The organism is Neorhizobium sp. DAR64860/K0K1 (genome assembly GCF_050500205.1).
Lineage (GTDB): Bacteria > Pseudomonadota > Alphaproteobacteria > Rhizobiales > Rhizobiaceae > Neorhizobium > Neorhizobium soli.
In genome coordinates this window covers 1,269,592-1,290,264 of the sequence record NZ_CP191459.1, presented here as the reverse complement: position 1 = coordinate 1,290,264, position 20,673 = coordinate 1,269,592, and the positions used below count along the sequence as shown (strand labels likewise).

General features: G+C 60.5%; 20 protein-coding genes. 3 read left to right on the top strand and 17 right to left on the bottom strand.

The features are described 5' to 3' along the window. Positions 1-40: 40 nt before the first annotated feature. Positions 41-640: an SCO family protein gene (locus ACQY1J_RS10900; protein ID WP_430251428.1), complete on the bottom strand. Its 600-nt coding sequence runs from the start codon at positions 638-640 to the stop codon at positions 41-43. A gap of 99 nt (positions 641-739) precedes the next feature. Further along, positions 740-895 carry a hypothetical protein gene (locus ACQY1J_RS10895; protein WP_430243192.1) on the bottom strand — a complete coding sequence of 52 codons (156 nt, stop codon included), beginning with the start codon at positions 893-895 and terminating at the stop codon, positions 740-742. A 123-nt stretch (positions 896-1,018) separates the two neighbouring features. Here ACQY1J_RS10895 and ACQY1J_RS10890 point away from each other — a divergent pair, with 123 nt between their 5' ends. After that, the gene (locus ACQY1J_RS10890) at positions 1,019-1,486 is read left to right on the top strand and encodes a chemotaxis protein CheW (protein ID WP_062457968.1); all 468 of its coding nucleotides are present in this window, start codon (positions 1,019-1,021) and stop codon (positions 1,484-1,486) included. Between the two features lie 79 nt (positions 1,487-1,565). Here ACQY1J_RS10890 and ACQY1J_RS10885 read toward each other — a convergent pair whose 3' ends face one another. Together ACQY1J_RS10885 and ACQY1J_RS10880 are read right to left on the bottom strand one after the other, a co-directional pair. Then, positions 1,566-2,063: a CreA family protein gene (locus ACQY1J_RS10885; RefSeq protein WP_430251427.1), complete on the bottom strand. Its 498-nt coding sequence runs from the start codon at positions 2,061-2,063 to the stop codon at positions 1,566-1,568. 66 nt (positions 2,064-2,129) lie between these two features. Then, on the bottom strand, positions 2,130-2,720 hold the full coding sequence (locus ACQY1J_RS10880; RefSeq protein ID WP_062456214.1) for a 3'-5' exonuclease: 591 nt from the start codon (positions 2,718-2,720) through the stop codon (positions 2,130-2,132). 275 nt (positions 2,721-2,995) lie between these two features. Between ACQY1J_RS10880 and ACQY1J_RS10875 the strand changes: the two genes are divergently transcribed. Continuing rightward, on the top strand, positions 2,996-3,535 hold the full coding sequence (locus ACQY1J_RS10875; RefSeq protein ID WP_430251426.1) for a GNAT family N-acetyltransferase: 540 nt from the start codon (positions 2,996-2,998) through the stop codon (positions 3,533-3,535). Between the two features lie 3 nt (positions 3,536-3,538). On the opposite strand, the gene ligA is transcribed toward ACQY1J_RS10875, so the two are convergent. The 8 genes from ligA to ACQY1J_RS10835 all read right to left on the bottom strand — a co-directional run bounded on the left by ligA (position 3,539) and on the right by ACQY1J_RS10835 (position 14,997). Then, positions 3,539-5,716, bottom strand: coding sequence for an NAD-dependent DNA ligase LigA (gene ligA / locus ACQY1J_RS10870; RefSeq protein WP_430251425.1), 2,178 nt, complete (start codon positions 5,714-5,716; stop codon positions 3,539-3,541). Between the two features lie 179 nt (positions 5,717-5,895). Next, on the bottom strand, positions 5,896-7,569 hold the full coding sequence (gene recN, locus ACQY1J_RS10865) for a DNA repair protein RecN (RefSeq protein WP_430251424.1): 1,674 nt from the start codon (positions 7,567-7,569) through the stop codon (positions 5,896-5,898). 40 nt (positions 7,570-7,609) lie between these two features. Further along, the gene (locus ACQY1J_RS10860; RefSeq protein ID WP_062456202.1) at positions 7,610-8,476 is read right to left on the bottom strand and encodes an outer membrane protein assembly factor BamD; all 867 of its coding nucleotides are present in this window, start codon (positions 8,474-8,476) and stop codon (positions 7,610-7,612) included. A gap of 192 nt (positions 8,477-8,668) precedes the next feature. After that, positions 8,669-9,625, bottom strand: a complete 957-nt coding sequence (gene lpxC, locus ACQY1J_RS10855; protein WP_092660624.1) for a UDP-3-O-acyl-N-acetylglucosamine deacetylase — start codon at positions 9,623-9,625, stop codon at positions 8,669-8,671. Between the two features lie 366 nt (positions 9,626-9,991). After that, positions 9,992-11,752: a cell division protein FtsZ gene (ftsZ, locus tag ACQY1J_RS10850; protein WP_113110661.1), complete on the bottom strand. Its 1,761-nt coding sequence runs from the start codon at positions 11,750-11,752 to the stop codon at positions 9,992-9,994. Positions 11,753-11,834: 82 nt separating this feature from the next. Next, the gene (ftsA, locus tag ACQY1J_RS10845) at positions 11,835-13,166 is read right to left on the bottom strand and encodes a cell division protein FtsA (protein WP_062581091.1); all 1,332 of its coding nucleotides are present in this window, start codon (positions 13,164-13,166) and stop codon (positions 11,835-11,837) included. Further along, positions 13,163-14,083: a cell division protein FtsQ/DivIB gene (locus tag ACQY1J_RS10840; protein ID WP_062456190.1), complete on the bottom strand. Its 921-nt coding sequence runs from the start codon at positions 14,081-14,083 to the stop codon at positions 13,163-13,165. The genes ftsA and ACQY1J_RS10840 overlap by 4 nt, the downstream gene beginning before the upstream one ends. Then, on the bottom strand, positions 14,071-14,997 hold the full coding sequence (locus ACQY1J_RS10835) for a D-alanine--D-alanine ligase (RefSeq protein ID WP_062456188.1): 927 nt from the start codon (positions 14,995-14,997) through the stop codon (positions 14,071-14,073). Before ACQY1J_RS10835 ends, ACQY1J_RS10840 begins: the two co-directional genes overlap by 13 nt. A gap of 392 nt (positions 14,998-15,389) precedes the next feature. Here ACQY1J_RS10835 and ACQY1J_RS10830 point away from each other — a divergent pair, with 392 nt between their 5' ends. Further along, entirely contained in the window at positions 15,390-16,694 is a 1,305-nt protein-coding gene (locus ACQY1J_RS10830; RefSeq protein WP_062456185.1) for an MFS transporter, read from the top strand. A gap of 79 nt (positions 16,695-16,773) precedes the next feature. On the opposite strand, the gene ACQY1J_RS10825 is transcribed toward ACQY1J_RS10830, so the two are convergent. Genes ACQY1J_RS10825 through murG form a run of 5 tightly spaced genes read right to left on the bottom strand, consistent with a single transcriptional unit; the run spans position 16,774 to position 20,671 of the window. Beyond that, a complete protein-coding gene (locus ACQY1J_RS10825) occupies positions 16,774-16,896 on the bottom strand; it encodes a hypothetical protein (protein WP_280141282.1) in 123 nt (40 codons plus the stop codon). Then, complete coding sequence (locus tag ACQY1J_RS10820) at positions 16,893-17,159, bottom strand: hypothetical protein (RefSeq protein WP_092660619.1); 267 nt, start codon at positions 17,157-17,159, stop codon at positions 16,893-16,895. The genes ACQY1J_RS10825 and ACQY1J_RS10820 overlap by 4 nt, the downstream gene beginning before the upstream one ends. Before the next feature lie 5 nt (positions 17,160-17,164). Next, the gene (murB, locus tag ACQY1J_RS10815; RefSeq protein ID WP_113110663.1) at positions 17,165-18,139 is read right to left on the bottom strand and encodes a UDP-N-acetylmuramate dehydrogenase; all 975 of its coding nucleotides are present in this window, start codon (positions 18,137-18,139) and stop codon (positions 17,165-17,167) included. Position 18,140: 1 nt separating this feature from the next. Beyond that, on the bottom strand, positions 18,141-19,550 hold the full coding sequence (gene murC, locus ACQY1J_RS10810; RefSeq protein WP_430251423.1) for a UDP-N-acetylmuramate--L-alanine ligase: 1,410 nt from the start codon (positions 19,548-19,550) through the stop codon (positions 18,141-18,143). Continuing rightward, the gene (gene murG / locus ACQY1J_RS10805) at positions 19,547-20,671 is read right to left on the bottom strand and encodes an undecaprenyldiphospho-muramoylpentapeptide beta-N-acetylglucosaminyltransferase (protein WP_192077030.1); all 1,125 of its coding nucleotides are present in this window, start codon (positions 20,669-20,671) and stop codon (positions 19,547-19,549) included. The genes murC and murG overlap by 4 nt, the downstream gene beginning before the upstream one ends. Positions 20,672-20,673 lie beyond the last annotated feature (2 nt).

Sequence of the window (20,673 nt, the reverse complement as noted above, 5' to 3'; positions counted from 1 at the left end):
GGCAAGCTTTGCCACAGATAAGGCATCCGCCTCAAGCGACTTATCCCTTGGTCAGGTTCTCGAGCTTCATCGCCGCCGCTGCAGGATCCTCGCCGTAAGCGATCGTCCCGGCAAAACGGCCGCCGTCCTTCAGGAGGAAAATCGATGCCGTATGGTCCATCGTGTAATCGCCGCCAGGGTTTTTCTCATCCACCGGCACCTTGCGGGCAAGCACGCGAAACCCTTTGACCATCTCCATCACCTTGGCAGGCGGGCCTGAAATACCGCGAATACGGTCGGAGACATTCGAGACATACTGTCCCATCAGCTCCGGCGTATCGCGCTCCGGGTCGACGCTCACAAAGTAAGCGTTGAGCTTGGTGCCATCGGGATCGACCTGATGCAGCCAGGTGTTCAGCTCGAACAGCGTTGTCGGGCAGACTTCTGGGCAATGGGTAAAGCCGAAGAACACGGCCGTCGGTTTGTCGCGGAACGCTGCTTCGGTGATCGGGCTGCCGTCCTGCGCCACAAGCTCGAACGGGACACCGAACGGCCCTTCGGCCACCTGCTGCTTCGAACGCGTGACCTCCAGGGTCAGCCAGGCCAGAACACCGGCCAGAATGACGACGGCGAGCCAAAGTACAATTCGGAAAGTCTTCATCGTAGTTTGCCTGCTGCATCATCAGTTGAGATCGTGACCGCTGATAGCCGCAGACGACGATTGTTGCAAATCACCACAGCGTTTTCACAGACGTGGCCGTCACATGCACCAGGAGAGCGTTCCCTCGGCCATCGCGAGGAAGATGGACGAACCGTGCTGCGCCCAACCAACAAAAGCCAGGACGCCGATCAGCATCGCGGCAAGCGCGGCGATCAGAAAAACCGGAAGTCGAAGCGATGGGGCGGTCGGTTGCATGACCCACTATAGCATCGTCGACCGGCCGGGAAATAGAACAAAAAGCGCGTTGAGGCGGCAAAGATTAGGGGAAGTTTAACGGGGACGTGAGACTTTCAAAAAAACGACATCAGGATGATCGACATGAGTAACGCCATCAAGCAGTCGGGAGCCTATCTCGAAATCGTCTCCTTCCACCTGGGAGACCAGGAATTCTGCATCGACATCATGGCGATCCGCGAAATTCGCGGTTGGGCACCGGTCACTCCGATGCCGCATACTCCGCCTTACGTGCTTGGCCTCATCAACCTGCGCGGCGCGGTGATCCCGGTCATCGACATGGCCTGCCGCCTCGGCATGAAGATGACCGAACCATCAGAGCGTTCGGCGATCATCGTCACCGACATCGCCGGCAAGCTGGTCGGCCTTCTGGTCGAACAGGTCTCCGACATGATGACGATCAGAAGCGAAGATCTGCAGCCGGCACCGGAAATCATTCCGGAAGCCCAGCGCGATTTCTGCCGCGGCATCGTTGCCCTGGAAAAGACCATGGTCTGCTTCCTGAACCTCGACACCGTCATTGCAGACGAACTGTCGCGGGAAGCCGCCTGATCGTAAGCCTTAGAGCTGTCCTAGTTAAAACCGGGTTCCGAAAGGAGCCCGGTTTTCTTACGTCAGGACGTAAAGCGGATCAGGGTTTGCCCTTTTCCCAGGTCACCGGCTGGTTGAACAGCGGCACGCTGGAGATCGCCATCTTCGCCGATCCTTCGACAACCTGTCGCGAATGGGCAAGGTAGATCAGCGTATCGTTCGGCTTGTCGTAGATCCGCTTGACCAGAAGGTCTTTCCAGATCAGCGACCGACCCTGGCGAAACACTTCCTCGCCACCGTCGTCGAGCTCGATGTCACCAATCTCGATCGGCCCGGTCTGGCGGCAGGAGATGGAATTGTTGGACGGGTCCTCGAACCACTTGCCGTTCTTCAGCCTGTCGATGACGCTGCGATCGAAATACGTGACGTGGCAGGTGACACCCTTCACCTTCGGGTCCTGCACCGCCTCGATGATGATGTCGTTGCCGATCCAGTCGACGCCGACCTTGCCGACCACCTGGGCAAGAGCGGGAACGGCAAGACCGCCGAGGATAGCGGCGGTCGCAAGAATGGCAAGGCGGCGGCTCGAACGAGTCATAGTGGCAAAATCTCCAGTCAACGATACGTGATCAGAGATAAGCTTCGGCAGCGGGGTTACAAGTGATCACTGCTTGCGCAATGTGCAGGCATCATAGCCACCGGAAAACAACCGCCCTGCCCGCATGCCGATCGCGGTCGGAATATCGTGGATATGCATGACCTCAAGCGACCGTGCAATCGCGATCGAGGCTTCGGCACAGACCGCCGCATCTTCCGCTGCGTTGTGATGCAGGAAGCTCAGCCCCAGGTGCTGCGCGAGGATATTGAGCTTGTGCGAGATCAGATGCGGCCAGACTTTCTGGGCCATCTTGACGCTGCAGAGATAGGACAGTTCCGGATAGGACTGCCGGTACTGGTCGAGACAGGCGCGCCAGACGCTGAAATCGAAGGCGGCATTATGGGCGATCATCGTCGCGCCGCGAAAATCGTCGATGAACTCGTCCATCACTTCGGGAAACTCGCCGGCATCCTCGACATGGTCGGGCCGGATCCCATGAATGGCGATGTTGAAGGACGAAAACCGCATGTCCCGCGGCCGGATCAGCCGTTCCTCGACCCGCACCACACGACCGTCCTCGATCCACGCGAGGCCCACCGAGCAGGCGCTGCCGCGCTGTTCGTTGGCGGTTTCGAAATCGATCGCAATGGTCTTCAAGGTCGCGTCCTAATCTTCGGTCATCGGACTTTTATGCCGGATGGAGCGATTCGGCAAAGCGCATCCCCGCCTGCATCTTGACCTCCACATCATTGTCAGGCCCAATGTGATCCATGATGAACGCTATCGCCCTTACCCGTCTTACCATGACCATCCGCCTTGCAGGGCGTGTGGCGGGTTTGGCGCGTTAGTCGATCATCCGTCCACCACCCTGCCGAAACTGGCAGGGATCGGCTGGTCCGCTCTGCCTCGGTAATACCTGAAGGAGAGCCATCATGCCATCGAGCGACGAAATCCAGGAAAAACCACCCCGAGCCGAACGGCTAGGAGGTTACGTCATCAGGTCGTCGACACCTGACGATGCGGCGGCCATCACGGCCCTCGCCAATCTTCCCGGATATCGCTACGGCACGCTGAGGCTGCCATATCAGGCCGTGGCTGAGACGCGCCAATATGTGGAAAACCCGGCGCCCGGCGCAAAGAAGCTCGTGGCGGACATGGACGGCGTCATCATCGGCGACATCTTCCTCGGTCCGCTACAGGGCCGCCGCCGGCATGTCGGGACGATCGGCATGGGCGTCCACGACGACTTTGTCGGCCGCGGCGTCGGCTCGGCCTTGATGAAGGCCGCGATCGACCTTGCCGACAACTGGCTGAACCTGCACCGCCTGGAACTCGACGTCTTTACTGACAACCAAGACGCCATCAGGCTTTACGAGCGCTACGGCTTCGTTATCGAAGGGCATCTCAGGGACGACGCCTTTCGCGACGGGCACTATGTCGACGCCTATGCGATGGCGCGGCTGAAGACCTGATGCTCAGCCACCGATAAACGATAGCCACTCGTCTTCCGTCATCACCTCGACGCCGAGTTCCCTTGCCTTGTCGAGCTTGGAACCGGCGCCGGGGCCGGCAACGACATAGTCGGTCTTCTTGGAAACCGATCCCGCCACCTTGGCGCCAAGCCCTTCGGCACGGGCCTTGGCCTCGTCGCGGGTGAAGCGCTCCAGCGAGCCGGTGAAAACGACCGTCTTTCCGGCAACCGGGCTGTTCGAGGCCGCGATCTGTTCTGCCGCCTGCGGTGTCACCTCGGTGAGGAGGCGCGTCACGACGTCGAGGTTACGCGGCTCCTTGAAGAACTCGACGATGGCGCGGGCGACGATCTCGCCGATGCCCTCGATATTGTTGAGGTCAGCCCAGGCATCCCCGGAGAGACTGGCCGCGTCCTTCATGGCCTCGGCAAAGGCCTCGTAGGTGCCGTAGTGGCGCGCCAGAAGCTTCGCCGTCGTCTCGCCGACATGGCGGATGCCGAGCGCGTAGATGAAGCGGTTGAGCGCGATCGAGCGCCGCTCGTCGATCGCGTCGAACAGTTTCCGGACGCTGATCCTGCCGAACCCGTCGATGTTTTCGAGCTTCAGCAGTTTCGATGTTTCCTGACGCTTCTTCAGCGTGAAAATGTCGGGCGCAGTGCGGATCTGCAGCGCCGGATCTTCCGCCTCGAAGAAGAAGTCGACCTGTTTTGCCCCAAGCCCTTCGATGTCATAGGCATTGCGTGAGACGAAATGCTTCAGGTGTTCGGTCGCCTGCGCACGGCAGACGAAGCCGCCGGTGCAGCGGGTGACCGAATCGAGCTTGCCGGTCTTCTCGTTCTTCTCGCGCACGGCATGACTGCCGCAGACCGGGCATTTCTTCGGGAAGACATAAGGCTCGGCATCCGCCGGCCGCTTTTCCATGACCACGTCGAGAACCTGCGGGATGACGTCGCCGGCCCGCTGCACGATGATGGTGTCGCCGATGCGGATGTCGTGATCGTCCTCGCGGATCCGCTCGCCGGAATTGCCGATACCCCTGATATAATCCTCGTTATGCAGCGTCGCATTGGTGACGACGACACCGCCGACGGTGATCGGGGTCAGGCGCGCGACCGGTGTCAGCGCGCCGGTGCGGCCGACCTGGATGTCGATGTTCTCGACCGTCGTGAACGCCTGCTCGGCGGGAAATTTGTGCGCCGTCGCCCAGCGGGGCGAGCGCGAGCGGAAACCGAGACGCGCCTGCAGATCGAGCCGATCGACCTTGTAGACGACACCGTCGATATCGTAGTCGAGTTCGGGACGCTCGAGGCCGATCTCGCGGTAATGACCGAGGATCTCGTCGAGGGAATTCAGCCGCTTCATCAGCGGATTGACCGGAAAACCCCAGTCCTTGAAGGTCTGCACCATCTCGTATTGCGAGCTCGGCAGATCGTTCGGCTCAGAGATTTCGCCCCAGGCATAGGCAAAGAACTTCAGCTTGCGGCTTGCCGTCACCTTGGCATCGAGCTGCCGCAGTGATCCTGCTGCCGTGTTGCGCGGGTTGACGTAGAGCTGCTTGCCCTTCGCTTCCATCTCCTCGTTGAGAGCCAGGAAATCGCTCTTGCCCATATAGACTTCGCCGCGAACCTCGACGACGGCAGGAACGCCTTTGGGAAGCCGGTTCGGGATTTCCTTGATCGTCTTGATATTGGCGGTGACGTTTTCGCCCGTCGTGCCATCGCCGCGGGTCGCGGCATTGACGAGGATCCCGTTCTCGTAGCGGATCGACATCGACAACCCGTCAATCTTCGGTTCCGCCGTAAAGGCGATCGAGCCGTCCGGCAACTGACCGAGGAAGCGGTAGACGGAGTTCACGAAGTCGCGCACGTCGTCATCGGCGAAGGCGTTGTCGAGCGAGAGCATGGGTCGCGAATGGGTGATCTGCGCAAAGGTCGGCAGAGGTGCTGCACCAACCCTGATGGACGGCGAATCGGCCCGGATCAGCTGCGGGAAACGCTCTTCGATCGCCGCATTGCGCTTCTTCAGCGCGTCGTAATCGGCATCGGAAATGTCAGGCGCGTCCTTGGCGTGGTAGAGCTCGTCGTGATGGGAAAGTTCACGCGCCAGTCGCTCCAGCTCGTCGGCCGCTGCCTGTTCGGTCAAGTCATCAACAGGGGTCTCGGTCGGGGTCTGGTCGGCGGCCATGCGGGAATCTCCATCTTCAACGGCATTTCTAGTGCAATTTGAGAAGATTGGAAGAAGCAGCGCCCATCTCGCCTGTGACTTGACACCACGAGATGCAGCATCGTTCCGGGATACGGGATTGCGTTACGCCCTGTCCGGGTGAGCCTGCCCGCACGCTCCCGCGACTGCCGGATAACCGTTTAGCCGTTGCCGGCAAGCAGGCTTCTGGCGGCCGCCCTCGCCTCGTCCGTCACGGAGGCGCCGGCCAGCATGCGGGCAATTTCCTCGGTGCGGTTTTCCGGCGCCATAGTCGCCACCCGTGTGGCAATCTTGTCGGAACCGTCGCCGGCCGGACCCTTGGAGATCAGAAGATGCGTCGCAGCACGGGCCGCCACCTGCGGCGCGTGGGTGACCGAGAGCACCTGCACAGTGCCCGACAGACGCTTCAGCCGCTGGCCGATCGCATCCGCCACCGCGCCGCCGACACCTGTGTCGATTTCGTCGAAGACGAGCGTCGGTGCCGAGCCGCGATCGGCAAGCGCCACCTTGAGCGCCAAAAGGAAGCGCGACAGCTCGCCGCCGGACGCGACCTTCATGATCGGCCCGGGGCGCGTGCCCGGATTGGTCTGAACGTGGAATTCGACCGTATCGATACCCTCGGCAGCCGCAGCCTCCGGATTTGCGGTCACGTCGACCATGAAGCGGGCCCGCTCCAGCTTCAGCGCCGGCAATTCCTGCATCACCGCGTCGGCCAGCGTCTCCGCGCCCGCTTTACGTTTGTCCGAGAGAACGAGTGCCGCCCGATCGAATTCCTCTTTCGCGGCGGCCGCGAGCTTTTCCAGCTCGCCGAGGCGTTCCTCGCCCGCATCGAGATCGGCAAGGTCAGCCACCATCTTCTCGGCAAGCGCTGGAAGATCGACGACGGCGACCGAATATTTGCGGCCGGCGGCGCGCAGGGCGAACAGTCGCTCCTCGACCCGTTCCAATTCACGCGGATCAAACTCGGTCCGGCGAAGCGCCGTTTCGACTTCCATCTGTGCGTTCGACAGATGGTTGAGCGCCTGATCCAGCAGTTCGACGGTCTCTTCCAGCAGGCCTGGCGCCTCGTGGCTCTTGCGCTCGAGGCGGCGCACCATGGAGGCGATCAACGGCACAGGCGACCCGTTGCCGTTGAGAAACTCCGATGCTTCCGAAATGTCGCCGGCAATGCGCTCGGACTTCTGCATCTTCGAGCGCTGCTCAGCCAGTTCGTCCTCCTCGCCGTCGCGGGGAGAGAGAGCTTCCAGTTCCTCGACCGAGGCCCTGATGTAATCGGCCTCGCGTGCGGCGGCCTCCACCTTGGCGCGATGCGTCTTCAAGCTCCGGTCGGCATCCCGCCAGGATTTGTAGAGATGAGAAACAGCGAGCACTTCATCGTTGAGGCCTGCAAAGGCATCGACCAGCGTGCGGTGGGCGCCGGTATCGATCAGCGCGCGATCGTCGTGCTGGCCGTGGATCTCGACCAGAACCTGCCCCGCCTGGCGCATCATCTGCACACTGACCGGCTGGTCGTTGATCGAAGCGCGGGTGCGGCCGTCGGCCGACTGGATACGCCGGAAGATCAGATCGCCTTCGTCGTCTATGCCGTTGTCGCGCAGAAGCTTGCGGGCGGAATGGTTCATCGGCACGTCGAAGACCGCCGTCACCTGCCCCTTATCCTCGCCATGGCGCACAAGACCGCCGTCGCCGCGGCCGCCCAGCGCCAGAGAAAGACTGTCGAGAAGGATAGATTTGCCTGCACCGGTCTCGCCGGTCAGCACGGATAGGCCCGCTTCGAAGGCAAGGTCCAGCTTCTCGATCAGAACGATGTCGCGGATCGAAAGCTGGATCAGCATGCGGCCTCGCCTATCCTGTCAGGCACTTGGTTGAAAGGTCTCAGGCGCCGACGAGCTTTGCGCCGGCACGCGCAATCCACGAGCCCTTGTTCTCGCGCGGCTGAACGCCGCCAGATTGAAGCAGCTTGTAGGAGTCCGCGTACCACTGGCTGTCCGGATAGTTGCGGCCAAGCACGGCTGCGGCGGTCTGCGCCTCTTCGACGATGCCCATCGCGTAATAGGTTTCCGTCAGACGCGCGAGGGCTTCTTCAACCTGGTTGGTATTGGAAAAGGTCTCGACGACCCTGCGGAAGCGCGAGATGGCGGCAAGATATTCCTTGCGCTCGAGATAGTATCGCCCGACCTGCATTTCCTTGCCGGCAAGCTGGTCACGCGCAAAGCGGATCTTGGCCTGCGCATCCTCGACATATTCCGAATCGGGATAATCACGGACGACCTTGGTCATCGCATCGATCGTGTTGTTGGCGGCCTTCTGGTCCTGCGTGACGTCGGCGACCTGCTTGGAATAGGCAAGGCCGACCAGATACTGCACGTAGGCCGAATCTGCGGAGCGCGGGTACTGGTTGAGATAGCGGTTACCGACGGTGATGGCTTCGTCGTTGCGGCCCATGCGATACTTGCTGAACGTGCTCATGACGAGCGCCTTGCGGCCCCATTCGGTGAACGGGTTCTGCTTCTCGATGGCGTCGAACTTACGGCTCGCTTCGACGATATTGCCCGCCTTCATGTTGGCAAGGCCCTGATTGTAGAGGGCCTCGGGCGACTCGCTTTCGAAACCGAGCTTGGTGATGTCGATGTCTTTGTCCGACTGGCATGCGGTAAGGCCGAGACCGGCACCCGCAAACACCAACGATACAAGTGCGATCCTTGCCGCTCTACGCATTTCTACAGCCTTCGCATACGCCATTCGACAATTCCCGATGTCCCGCCCGTTTTGCCCTGCTGCCCGAAAGCAGGTCGTTCTAGCCATAAAAGTATTGGCAGAGCAACGCAATGCTCACCCATTAACGCATTTTTGTGGCACCGACCGCAGCACACATGGCTATTCAAAAGAAAAGCCGCTTCCAACGGAAGCGGCCAAGTCGACTGGAGTTGTTATTCAAGCAAAAGACGGCGCCAGTTCACTGACGCTGACCGGAACGAAATCTCCGGCCCTCACGCGCGCAACCCGCGACGATGGCGCTTCGACGATTTCATAGGCCGTCGGATCGTTGAGCAGAGCTTTCAGCGCATTGGCGTTCATCTTGTGGCCGCCGCGATAGGAGCGGTAGCAGCCAATGAACTGAGCGCCGGCAAGCGCAAGATCGCCAACCGCGTCCAGCGTCTTGTGGCGTACGAACTCGTCCTGGTAACGAAGACCCTCGACGTTCACGACCGTTTCGTCATCGGAAATGACGACGGAATTCTCAAGCGACGAACCGAGAGCGTAGCCAGCAGCCCAAAGGCGCTCGACGTCACGCATGAAGCCGAATGTACGAGCCCGTGAAAGATCCTGCTTGAACCGCGCTGCGGTCAGTTCACCGTTCCAGCTCTGACGGCCGATCAGCGGAGATGCGAAATCGATCTCGACTTCAAAGCGGGTACCATCATGCGGCCGGAACTCTGACCAGGACGCGCCCGATTCGATTCGGACCGGCTTGATGACACGGATGTAGCGACGCTTCACATTGAGATTGACGATGCCGACCTGTTCGATCGCATCGATGAAAGGATAGGAGCTGCCGTCCATAATCGGCATTTCGGCGCCATCGACATCGACAGTCACGTTGTCGATCCCGAGCGCGTAGAGTGCTGCCATCACGTGTTCGATCGTGGCAACCCAAGTGGCAGGCGATGAACCGAGAATCGTGCAGAGATCGGTCGGTCCAACCTGAGAGGAAACGGCGCGGTATTCTGCAGAAGACCCGTCATCAAACTGACGCGCGAAGATGATACCGGAATTGGCTTCAGCAGGCTGGAATGTGATGCTGACCGGAGACCCCGAATGCACGCCAATACCGGTCAAAGAAACCGGGGCCGCGATGGTGGTCTGGAAACCGAGCAATCCGATGGTCATTCTAATGCCTTCTCTCAAGACCCCTGGTCTGGGATCGAGCTTGGTTAGATACCGGCGACAACGCCTCTCAAACGTTCATGTCAGCATCACTTATCGTCTTACATACGCAGGCGTCTTTAACATTCCAAATCACTGTTCGTATCGGATTGTTACGCCACCAACCCGCAGAATGACGCGGTGTTAGGACTCAAGGCACAAACGCGGACGACTACCGGTAACAAGCTGAATTAAGGCAGCTTTTCCGGAGGTCCAGGACAAAATCCTTAACGCCTCAGGCGTCCGGATACACAAAGCCCGGGTGCAACGACCCGGGCTCTGCAGACATTTGTTGAACGCCGCGCGCTGACGCTGCGACGCTCCTACAAATCAGTTCGACTGACGGCGAAGGAATGCCGGAATTTCGAGCTGATCGTCGTCATGCTGCGAGCTCTGCGGAACCGAACGACCGTGATCGTCGAGGTTGCCACGACGCGGTGCGTAGAGGCTTGCCTCAGGCGACAGCGGACGGCGCTGCTGCTGAACCGGAGCCGGTGCGGCGGCTGGTTCGACATGCTCTTCTTCGTCGCGACGGCCCAGCGAATTGGTGATTCGCTTCAGAAGTCCCATCGGGCCGCGCTCTTCCTGAACATGGCTGGCAGGCTGCGTGCGGTGATCCATCTCGGCCTTAACAACCGGTGGGAAATCCTCGACCTTCGGCATGCGGACCGGTTCCATGACAGGCTCGCGGTAGACAGGTTCCTGCTGAACCGGCTGTGTCATGCGCGGTGCTGGCTGCTGCGTCATCTGCGGAGCCGGGCGCGAAACCTGCGGAGCGGCTTCAACCGGTGCAGACTGTGCAAACAGACGGCTCTGCGGACGGAAAGCCTCTTCGGCCGGCGGCTGCTGCTGCATGACTGGCTGCGGCGCGGGCGCTGCAGGCTGCTGCATGACCGGCTGCGGGATAGCCAGTTCGCGTTCCATGTCGGCTTCGGCCTGGCGGATGGTCTCGGCGATCGGATCGACTGCCTTGGGAGCCATTGGCGCAGGCGCTGCGGCCTGAACCGGTGCCTGCATCATGACAGGCTGCTGTGCGGCCGGAGCCGGAGCAACGGCCGCCGAAGGACGGATAATCGGCTTCTGGGCTGCGCGCATTTCAGCGGCACGCAGGTCGATTTCGCCATGGGCGCGGTCGATGCCGGTGGCAACCACGGAAACGCGGATGATGCCTTCCAGCGCTTCGTCGAAGGTTGCGCCGAGGATGATGTTGGCGTCCGGATCGACTTCTTCGCGGATGCGGGTTGCCGCTTCGTCGACTTCGAACAGTGTGAGGTCGCGACCACCGGTGATGGAGATCAGCAGGCCCTGTGCACCCTTCATCGAGGTCTCGTCGAGCAGCGGGTTGGCGATAGCAGCTTCCGCTGCCTGCATCGCACGGCCCGAGCCCGAAGCTTCGCCGGTGCCCATCATCGCACGGCCCATTTCGCGCATCACGGAACGAACGTCCGCGAAGTCGAGGTTGATGAGGCCTTCCTTGACCATCAGGTCGGTGATGCAGGCGACGCCCGAATAGAGAACCTGGTCGGCCATGGCGAAGGCGTCGGCAAACGTCGTCTTGTCGTTGGCGATGCGGAACAGGTTCTGGTTCGGAATGACGATCAGCGTGTCGACCGACTTCTGCAGTTCCTGGATGCCCTGTTCGGCAAGCCGCATGCGGCGACCGCCTTCAAAGTGGAACGGCTTGGTGACCACGCCAACCGTGAGAATGCCCTTGTTGCGGGCAGCCTGTGCAACGACTGGAGCCGCACCGGTGCCGGTGCCGCCGCCCATGCCGGCGGTGACGAAGCACATATGCGTGCCGTTAAGATGATCGATGATCTCGTCGAGGCATTCCTCAGCGGCAGCGCGACCGACTTCCGGCTGCGAACCTGCGCCGAGACCTTCTGTGACCTGCACACCCATCTGGATGATCCGCTCGGCCTTGGTCATGGTCAGCGCCTGGGCATCGGTATTGGCAACGACGAAATCGACGCCTTCCAGCCCTGCGGTGATCATGTTGTTGACGGCATTGCCGCCGCCGCCGCCGACGCCGAAAACGGTGATCCGAGGCTTCAGCTCGGTAATATCAGGCTTTTGAAGCTTGATCGTCATTGTACCTGTCCTTCTTCTCGTGGCCGCATTGCCGAGCTGGCCAATTCATTGCAACTTCTCTGATCCGGGAGCAGAGCCCGGGTCAAAAACTTTCCTTAAGCCATTGCCCGACACGGGCGAGACGGCCGTTTCCATTTCCGAGCGAGCCGATCAGGCCGCTCTGGGATGCATGTGTTTCGAGGTCTGCGACCTGCGGGTAGATCATCAGTCCGACGGCCGTCGAAAAGGCCGGGCCCTTGGCGGCAGCCGGCAAGCCGGAAATGCCCATCGGACGACCAATACGAACATTGCGGGCCAGAATGTGACGGGCTGTCTCCGACAGGCCGGTCAACTGGCTGGCACCGCCCGTCAGAACCACGCGCTTGCCAACGATCGGGCTGAAACCGGATTTCTGGATCCGGTCACGAATTAGTTCCAGCGTTTCTTCGATGCGGGCCTTGACGATTCGGGTGACGAGCGAGCGCGGAACCTGGGTCGGCTGGTCGCGGTCGTCCTCGCCGATCGGCGGAACCGAAATCATGTCGCGGTCGTCTGCGCCGTTGGAGACGGCCGAGCCATGCACGACCTTCATCCGCTCGGCATCCTCGATCCGGGTCGAAAGACCACGTGCAAGGTCAGTGGTGACGTGATGGCCACCGAGGCCGATCGCATCCGTATGAACGAGCTTGCCCTCGGCAAACACCGAAATTGTTGTCGTACCGCCGCCCATGTCGATCGCCGCACAACCCAGTTCGACTTCGTCGTCGACAAGGGCTGCAAGGCCGCTGGCATATGGCGTTGCCACCATGCCCTCGACGGACAGATGCGCACGGTTGATGCAGAGCTCGAGGTTACGCAGCATCACGCGCTCGGCGGTGACGACATGCATATCGACGCCCAGCATATCGCCGTACATCGCCAGCGGATCGCGGATCCCGACTTCGCCGTCCAGCGTGAAGCCGGTCGGCAGCGAGTGAAGGATTGCGCGGTCCTGGCGAGCCGACTTCTGGCTGGCGGCGACGAGTACACGCTTCAGATCGGCCGATTCGACTTCCTGTCCACCGAGGTCGATCGATGCCGTATAGACGTCGCTGGTCAGACGACCGGCCGAGACATTGACGATGAGGCTGTCGACCGTGAGGCCGGCCATGCGCTCTGCAGCGTCAACCGCGAGACGGACGACGCTTTCCGCCGCATCGAGATCGCCGATGACGCCGGACTTGACGCCGCGCGAACGCTGGTGGCCGATCCCGATGATCTCGACATGATGGGTCCGACCCGGCAGGATCTGGCTTTCCTGCTTTGGCGTCAGCCGCGCAATCATGCACACGACCTTGGTCGAGCCGATGTCGAGCACCGAAACGATGTGGCTGCGCTTGGAAGACAGTGGCTTCATGTGCGGAAGCCCGTAATTGGAAGAACCGAATACACTCACGTCTCTCCTGCCTTCTTCAACGCCTTCGTGCGTGCCTCGACTGCCTCGTTGCGGCGTTCGGTGGCGGCAGAAGTAAGTTCAACGGTTGTGCGGTCGTGCAGGCGAAGATCGACGGCAGCGATGTCACGCTCCAGGATCCGTTCTTCCTTTTCCAGACGAGCCAGCACGCTGAGCGCGGTCTCGACCTGGGTTTCCGGCAGCTTCAGGACAACGCCGTTGTCGATGTGCAAATCCCAGCGACGACCGGCGACGCGGACGTACGCCTTTACCCGCGAGCGAAGCTCCGGCCACGCAGCCATCTGATCGACGAAAGCGGATGCGGCCTTGTCTGCTTCACGACCCACGAACAGCGGCAGGGAAGCGAACTTGCTGTCCCGCAGCGGCGCGATGATGGAACCGTTCTTTTCGATCAGAGCGAGATCCGACCCGTTCTGCCAGATGCCAAAAGCCTCGCGCTCCTTGAGCATCACTTCGATCGTGCGCGGATAGACTTTGCGGACTTCGGCATAGCGAACCCAGGGAAGCTCGGACAGCTTGCGGCGCGCCTGATCGACATCGAGAGCGACCAGCGAGGTCGTGCCATCGAGACCGAGAAGCTGAAGGATATCGATCTCCGACGTCTGGTCATTGCCCGAGACGCGAACGTCTTCGATGGCGAAACCGACGGCCGCTGTCGTCGCCTGAGCAACCGTCTGGGCATGGCCGCCGAGCGACATTCCGTAGAGGCCGACAACCGCGAAGAAACCGAAAGTCGCGAACGTGCCGGTATGATCAGGGATATGGATACGGCCCGTCGCAAGGCTCAAGCCGAAGCGGACGACGCGGCGCAGTGGACGCGGCAGTACACGACGCTCTTCAGCGCCGAGATAGTTTGCCCGGCCGTGATCGTCAGCTTTTTTGCTATTCAACGCAAACACGACGCGTCCTCCACCATCCAACGGACGAGACCACCAAAAGTATGACCAGCATGAACAGCCATCTCAGGCACAAGCGAGGTCGGCGTCATCCCGGGCTGAGTGTTGATTTCGAGCCAGATGACTTCGCCGTCTTCGGAAAACCGGTCGTCGAAGCGAAAGTCCGAGCGACTGACGCCACGGCACCCCATCGCCCGGTGCGCCTCAAGCGCCAAGGATTGAATTTTTTGGTAAATATTTGGTGAAATTTGTGCGGGAATGACGTGGCTCGAACCACCGACGGCGTATTTCGCATCGTAGTCATAGAACGCATCGCCGTTCGGGATGACTTCCGTCACACCCAGCGCCACGTCGCCCATGACGCCGCAGGTCAGCTCGCGGCCATAGACATAACGCTCGACCATCACCTGGCTGCCGTACTTCCATTCCGGCGAGGTAATGATCTGCGGCGGGTGAGACTGACCTTCCTTGACGATGACGACGCCGAAGGACGAACCTTCGCGCACCGGCTTGACGACGTAAGGGGTCGCGATCGGATGCTCGTTGGTAAACTCATGGCGATCCATGACCTTGGCTTCAGCAACAGGAATACCGGCAGCCTTGGCCACGTGCTTTGCCTGCTGCTTGTCCATCGCGAGAGCGGAGGCAAGAACGCCGGAATGCGTATAAGGGATCTCAAGATATTCGAGCACACCCTGGATGGTGCCATCTTCACCGAAGGGACCATGCAGCGCATTGAAGGCGACATCCGGGCGCAGGCTGGCAAGAACCGCTGCGACATCACGATCGACATCAACCCGCGTCACCTTGTAACCCTCGCCTTCCAAAGCCTCAGCACAGGCGTTGCCGGAAGACAGGCTGACCGGCCGCTCGGAGGAAAACCCTCCCATCAATACAGCCACATGCATGTCGTTCATCAACCACTCCCGGAAAAGGGCTTTAGGCTTAAGCGACATCGCTTGCGCCAAACTTGTACGACCAACGATTCTTTCTCAGATCTGATCGCCAGGCTATTGGTGCACCAAAATGGTTAACAAATCGTTTACTTTCCTTAATGGAAGAACCCAACAGGCTGAAATTGAAGCACAAATTAGATTTTGAAATGGTTAATGCAGGACTTGAGGTCGCAGGGTACCGCACGGGACATGCAGCTCGAACAGCTGCTCGAACGCGGCAAGATCGCAATGGATCAGGGGTGAAAACGTGCCGTTTATTGCGCGTTTTTGTTTTACTCGTCAGAAAACTGCTGTATGTCGCAGCCGGTACTCCTTGAGAGCCGCATATTTAAATCTCCTGAATTGGAATCAGTATGACAAACGCGACGCCTCCCGCTTCGCCGTCAGCTGAGCCGTTAGCGCATGTTGCAATGAATTCTCCTGCACGCGTCCTGACGGCCAGCCTGGTCGGCACGACGATCGAGTTCTTCGATTTCTACGTTTACGCGACGGCTGCGGTCCTCGTCTTCCCGGCGCTGTTCTTCCCCAACAGCGATCCGACGACGGCGCTGCTTGCCTCGTTCGCAACCTTCTCGATTGCATTTTTTGCCCGCCCGCTCGGAGCCGTCGTGTTCGGCCATTTCGGTGACCGGATCGGACGCAAGACCACGCTGGTTGCCGCACTTTTGACCATGGGCATTTCCACCGTGATCATCGGCCTGCTGCCGACCTATGAGACGATCGGCGTGGCAGCACCGCTGCTTCTGGCGCTTTGCCGTTTCGGCCAGGGCTTTGGCCTCGGCGGCGAATGGGGCGGTGCTGTTCTGCTCGCGACCGAAAACGCACCTCCTGGTAAGCGCACCTGGTACGGCATGTTCCCGCAGCTTGGCGCTCCTGTCGGCCTGTTCCTGTCTTCGGGCGTGTTCTGGATCCTGCTGCACTTCATGTCGCAGGAAGCGCTTCTGTCCTGGGGCTGGCGCATTCCGTTCATTGCATCGATCCTGTTGATTGCCGTTGGCCTCTGGGTACGCCTCTCGATCACCGAGACGCCCGCCTTCCAGAAGACGATCGACAAGCAGGAGCGGGTCGAGATCCCGGTCGTGGAACTGTTCCGCACGCACAAGCGCAGCCTGGCGCTTGGCACTTTCGTGGCGCTTGCAACCTTCGTGCTGTTTTACATCGGCTCGGCCTATCTTCTGTCCTACAACGTCAAGATCCTGAAGATGCCGTTCCTCGATGCGCTTGAGGTGCAGCTGCTCGGCTCGATCGTGTTCGGCATTTTCATTCCGATCGTTGGCAAGCTGGGTGACCGCTACGGACGCCGCGAGATGCTGATCGTGACGACGGTGCTGATCGGGCTGTTCTCGTTTGTCCTGCCAGCACTGATGACCAATGGCGAAGGCATGATCTTCCTGTTCGTCGTACTGGCGATGGTGCTGATGGGCATGACCTATGGCCTGATCGGAACGGCACTGGCCGCGCCCTTCCCGACCGCGGTCCGCTATACGGGCTCGTCGATCACCTTCAACCTCGCCGGCATCTTCGGCGCGTCGCTCGCGCCCTATATCGCAACCTACCTGCAGGCCAATTACGGCATGGCCTATGTCGGCTACTATCTCGGCATCGCGGCCGTGATCACGCTGGTCTGCATCCTCCTGTCGGGCAAAGACGAAGTCTGAGCCACGGCGGAATCAAACTGACAAAAAAGCCCGCGAAGTCTCTGACTTCGCGGGCTTTTCGTTGTTGACCTGTCATGCCCTATTCGCCGGCATGCGGCGGCCTGCGCCGCTCTTTCCACTTTTCATAAGCCATCCATACCAAAGCAATGCCTGAAATGCTCAAAGGCAGGATGTAAAGATAGAAAGCTGCAGCGAAATTCATGGCCTCAGTTTTCCCAACATAAGCTGTGCAGCGAAATGTAGTACCAATGCGGTGAAAATCCAAGCCGTGGTCGAGGCAACGATTGATACCGAAATACCAAACGTGACGCCGTTATTGGACATCGAAGCGATCGGAGCAATGAAGCCGGCCGCAACGGACGCGCTGGAGAGCCTGTCGAGCGCATTGGCCCGGAGCTTGGTCCGTTCGTTGTGGACAAGAAGGAGCTTCCGCTCCTCCTTTCCAAAATCGAACGGGTCGCTCATGTCAGCTACTCCGTCGTCGCACCCTGGAAGGGCCGCACTTCCCGGCCCGGCATGAAGATACCGAGGCGCTTGATCTCCCACTCCAGCTTGATGCCCGATTTGTCGAACACGCGCTGGCGCACCATCTCGCCGAGATATTCGAGATCATAGCCGGTGGCATGGCCAATATTGATCATGAAGTTGCAATGCAGCGACGACATCTGGGCGCCACCGTTCATCAGACCGCGGCCGCCGGCCTCGTCGATAAGGCTCCAGGCGGAATGGCCTTCCGGGTTCTTGAAGGTAGAGCCGCCGGTCTTTTCCTTGACCGGCTGCACGGTCTCGCGGTGCTGGCGAACAGCGTCCATGTCGGCGCGGATCTTGGCACGGTCCTCCGGGTACCCTTCGAACACCGCATGGGTGAAGATCAGGTCCTTGGAAGCCGATGAATGGCGGTAGCTGTATCCCATGTCCTCGTTGGAAAGCACATGCTCGTTGCCCTCGCGATCGACGGCATGGACTTCGACCAGCCGCTCGGCAGTCTCCCCGCCATTGGCGCCGGCGTTCATCCGCAGCGCCCCGCCAATCGAACCCGGTATGCCGTAGTAGAAGGCAAACCCGCCGATACCATTGTCCATCGCCATCGCAGCGAGGTGCTTGTCCGGGCAGATCGCACCGGCCTTGATCCGGTTGTCACCCATGAGATCGAGCTGGCCGAACCCCTTGGCAGAGAGACGGACCACAACGCCCGGAATACCACCATCACGCACCAACAGATTGGAGCCGACGCCGACAACGGTCAAAGGGACCTCTTGCGGCAGCATCTTGAGGAAAGTCGCGAGATCCTCGGCGTCATGCGGCTGGAACATCAGCTCGGCAAGTCCGCCCGCCTGGAACCACGTGACACGGTCCATCGGTGCGTTCGGCGTCAGACGACCACGCAAGTTCTTGACGCCGTCCCCGAGTGACGTCAGCAGCTTTTCCCCATTTACTTGTTTCATTCTACTGTCCCGAAAATCTCTCAAGTTCCTTCGGCAACGACGCAGCCCATTGCGTGATGTTGCCTGCCCCCAGAAGCACCACGAAATCCCCCGGCTTCGCAATGCCGGAGACGATCGAAGCCAGTTCGCTCGGAGAGGTCATGTAACGCGCGTCGCGGTGGCCGCTCGATTTGATCCGCGACACCAGCGATTCTGAATTGACCCCTTCGATCGGATCTTCCCCCGCGGCATACACCGGCGCAAGGATGATACTGTCGGCATCGTTAAAACAATTCGCAAAATCGTCAAACAGGCTCGACAACCGGGAGAAACGGTGCGGCTGGTGGACGGCGATGACACGCCCCTGGCATGCCTCGCGCGCTGCCTTCAGCACGGCCTTGATCTCGACCGGATGGTGACCGTAATCGTCGAAGATGGAAACGCCGTCGACAGTGCCGGTCAGGGTGAAGCGGCGCTTGACGCCGGAGAAATTCGCAAGACCCTTGCGGATATTCTCTTCCGATATCCCGAGCCGGTTTGCGACGGCAATCGCAGCCGTTGCGTTGGAGATGTTGTGGCGGCCCGGCATCGGCAACACCAGATCCTTGAAGGTGAAGATCCGACCGGTGCGACGGCGACGGATTTCCACGTCGAAGATCGACTTGGTACCCTCCATGCGGATGTTCGAAAACCGCGCATCGGCCTGCGGGTTCTCCCCGTAGGTCACGACCTTGCGGTCCTCGATCTTGCCCACCAGAGCCTGCACTTCCGGGTGATCGAGGCAGAGAACGCCGAAGCCGTAGAAGGGCACGTTCTCGACGAATTGCCGGAAGGCCGCTCGCACCGCGTCAAAATTGCCGTAGTGGTCCAGATGCTCGGGATCGATATTCGTCACAACCGCGACGTCGGCCGGCAGCTTCAGGAAGGTACCGTCCGATTCGTCGGCTTCCACCACCATCCACTCGCCCTCGCCCATGCGGGCGTTGGTGCCGTAGGCGTTGATGATGCCGCCGTTGATGACGGTCGGATCGAGATTGCCGGCTTCGAGCAATGCCGCGACCATCGAGGTCGTGGTGGTCTTGCCATGCGTGCCGCCGATCGCGATCGCATTGCGGAAGCGCATCAGCTCCGCCAGCATTTCCGCACGCCGAACAATCGGCAGCGATTTTTCGCGCGCGGCGACCAGCTCCGGATTGTTCTTCTTGATCGCTGTCGAAACAACCACGACTTCCGCATCGCCGAGGCTCTCAGCGGTATGGCCGATGAAGACCGGAATGCCCTTGTCGCGCAGGCGCTGCACGTTGGCGCTATCGGCCTGGTCGGAGCCCTGAACGTTGTGGCCGAGATTGTGCAGCACTTCGGCGATACCGCTCATGCCGATCCCGCCGATGCCGATGAAATGAACGAGGCCAATAGCCTTCGGCATCTTCATGCCCGTACTCCCTTGAATTCTGCAATATTTTTACGTTCAGCAACCGCGGTGACGAGGTCTGCAAGTGCGATCGCCGCATTGGGCCGACCTGCCCGCTTGGCGGCTGCCGCCGTCTTTTCCAGCCGCTCCGGCTCATTCATGGCAGACGATATCATCGCCGAGAGGCGTTCCGGCGAAAGCTCGGACTGCGCCACAACCTCGGCTCCGCCGGTCGCGACAAGTGCCGCCGCATTGGCCGCCTGGTCGTGATCCAGAGCATAGGGATAGGGCACCAGAATGGACGGTCTGCCGATCACCGAGATCTCCGATACCGTCGATGCACCCGAGCGGCACACCACGAGATGCGCCGCCGCAAGACGCTCGGCCATATCGGGGAAGAACGGCGAGATTTCGACCTTTGAATTCAGCTTGCCGAAGCACGAGCCCACACGGCCCTGATCCTCGGGGCGTGCCTGCTGTGTCACAACCAGCCTGTCCCGCTCGGATTGATCGAGAAGGCTCAAGGCTGTGGGCACGGCAGACGAGAAGAACTGAGCGCCCTGGCTACCACCGAACACGACGAGCCGGAACGGATCAGTTCCCCGCGACGCGACGTAGGGCACGTTTGCGGCTTCCAGAACCGCGGGACGCACGGGATTGCCGGTCGTTACGGTCTTTGCCGCGTATGTGCCGGTCGTTTCGGGAAGAAACCCGCCAGCGATCGCCTGCACCCTCGAAGCCAGCGCCTTGTTGGCGCGGCCCATCACCGCATTCTGCTCATGGATGATCGTCGGCACACCCATGCCGGTCGAGGCCATCAATGGCGGGACTGTTGGATAGCCACCGAAGCCGACGACCGCGATCGGCCGCAAACGCGATATCAGCTTGCGCGCGGCGCGAAGACCGGTCCAGAGCTTCCAGGCAGTCCGCGCCATCGCGATCGGATTTTTCGATCCGAACGTCGCCGATGGTACGACATGAATCTCGTCCGCCGGAAACTTGCCCGCAAAACGCTCGGCGCGGCTGTCGGTCACCAGATGCACGGAAAAGCCACGTGCTTTCAGCTCGTGACCCAATGCTTCCGCAGGAAAAAGATGACCGCCGGTTCCCCCGGCGGCTAACAGAATAATGCCCTTGCTCATAT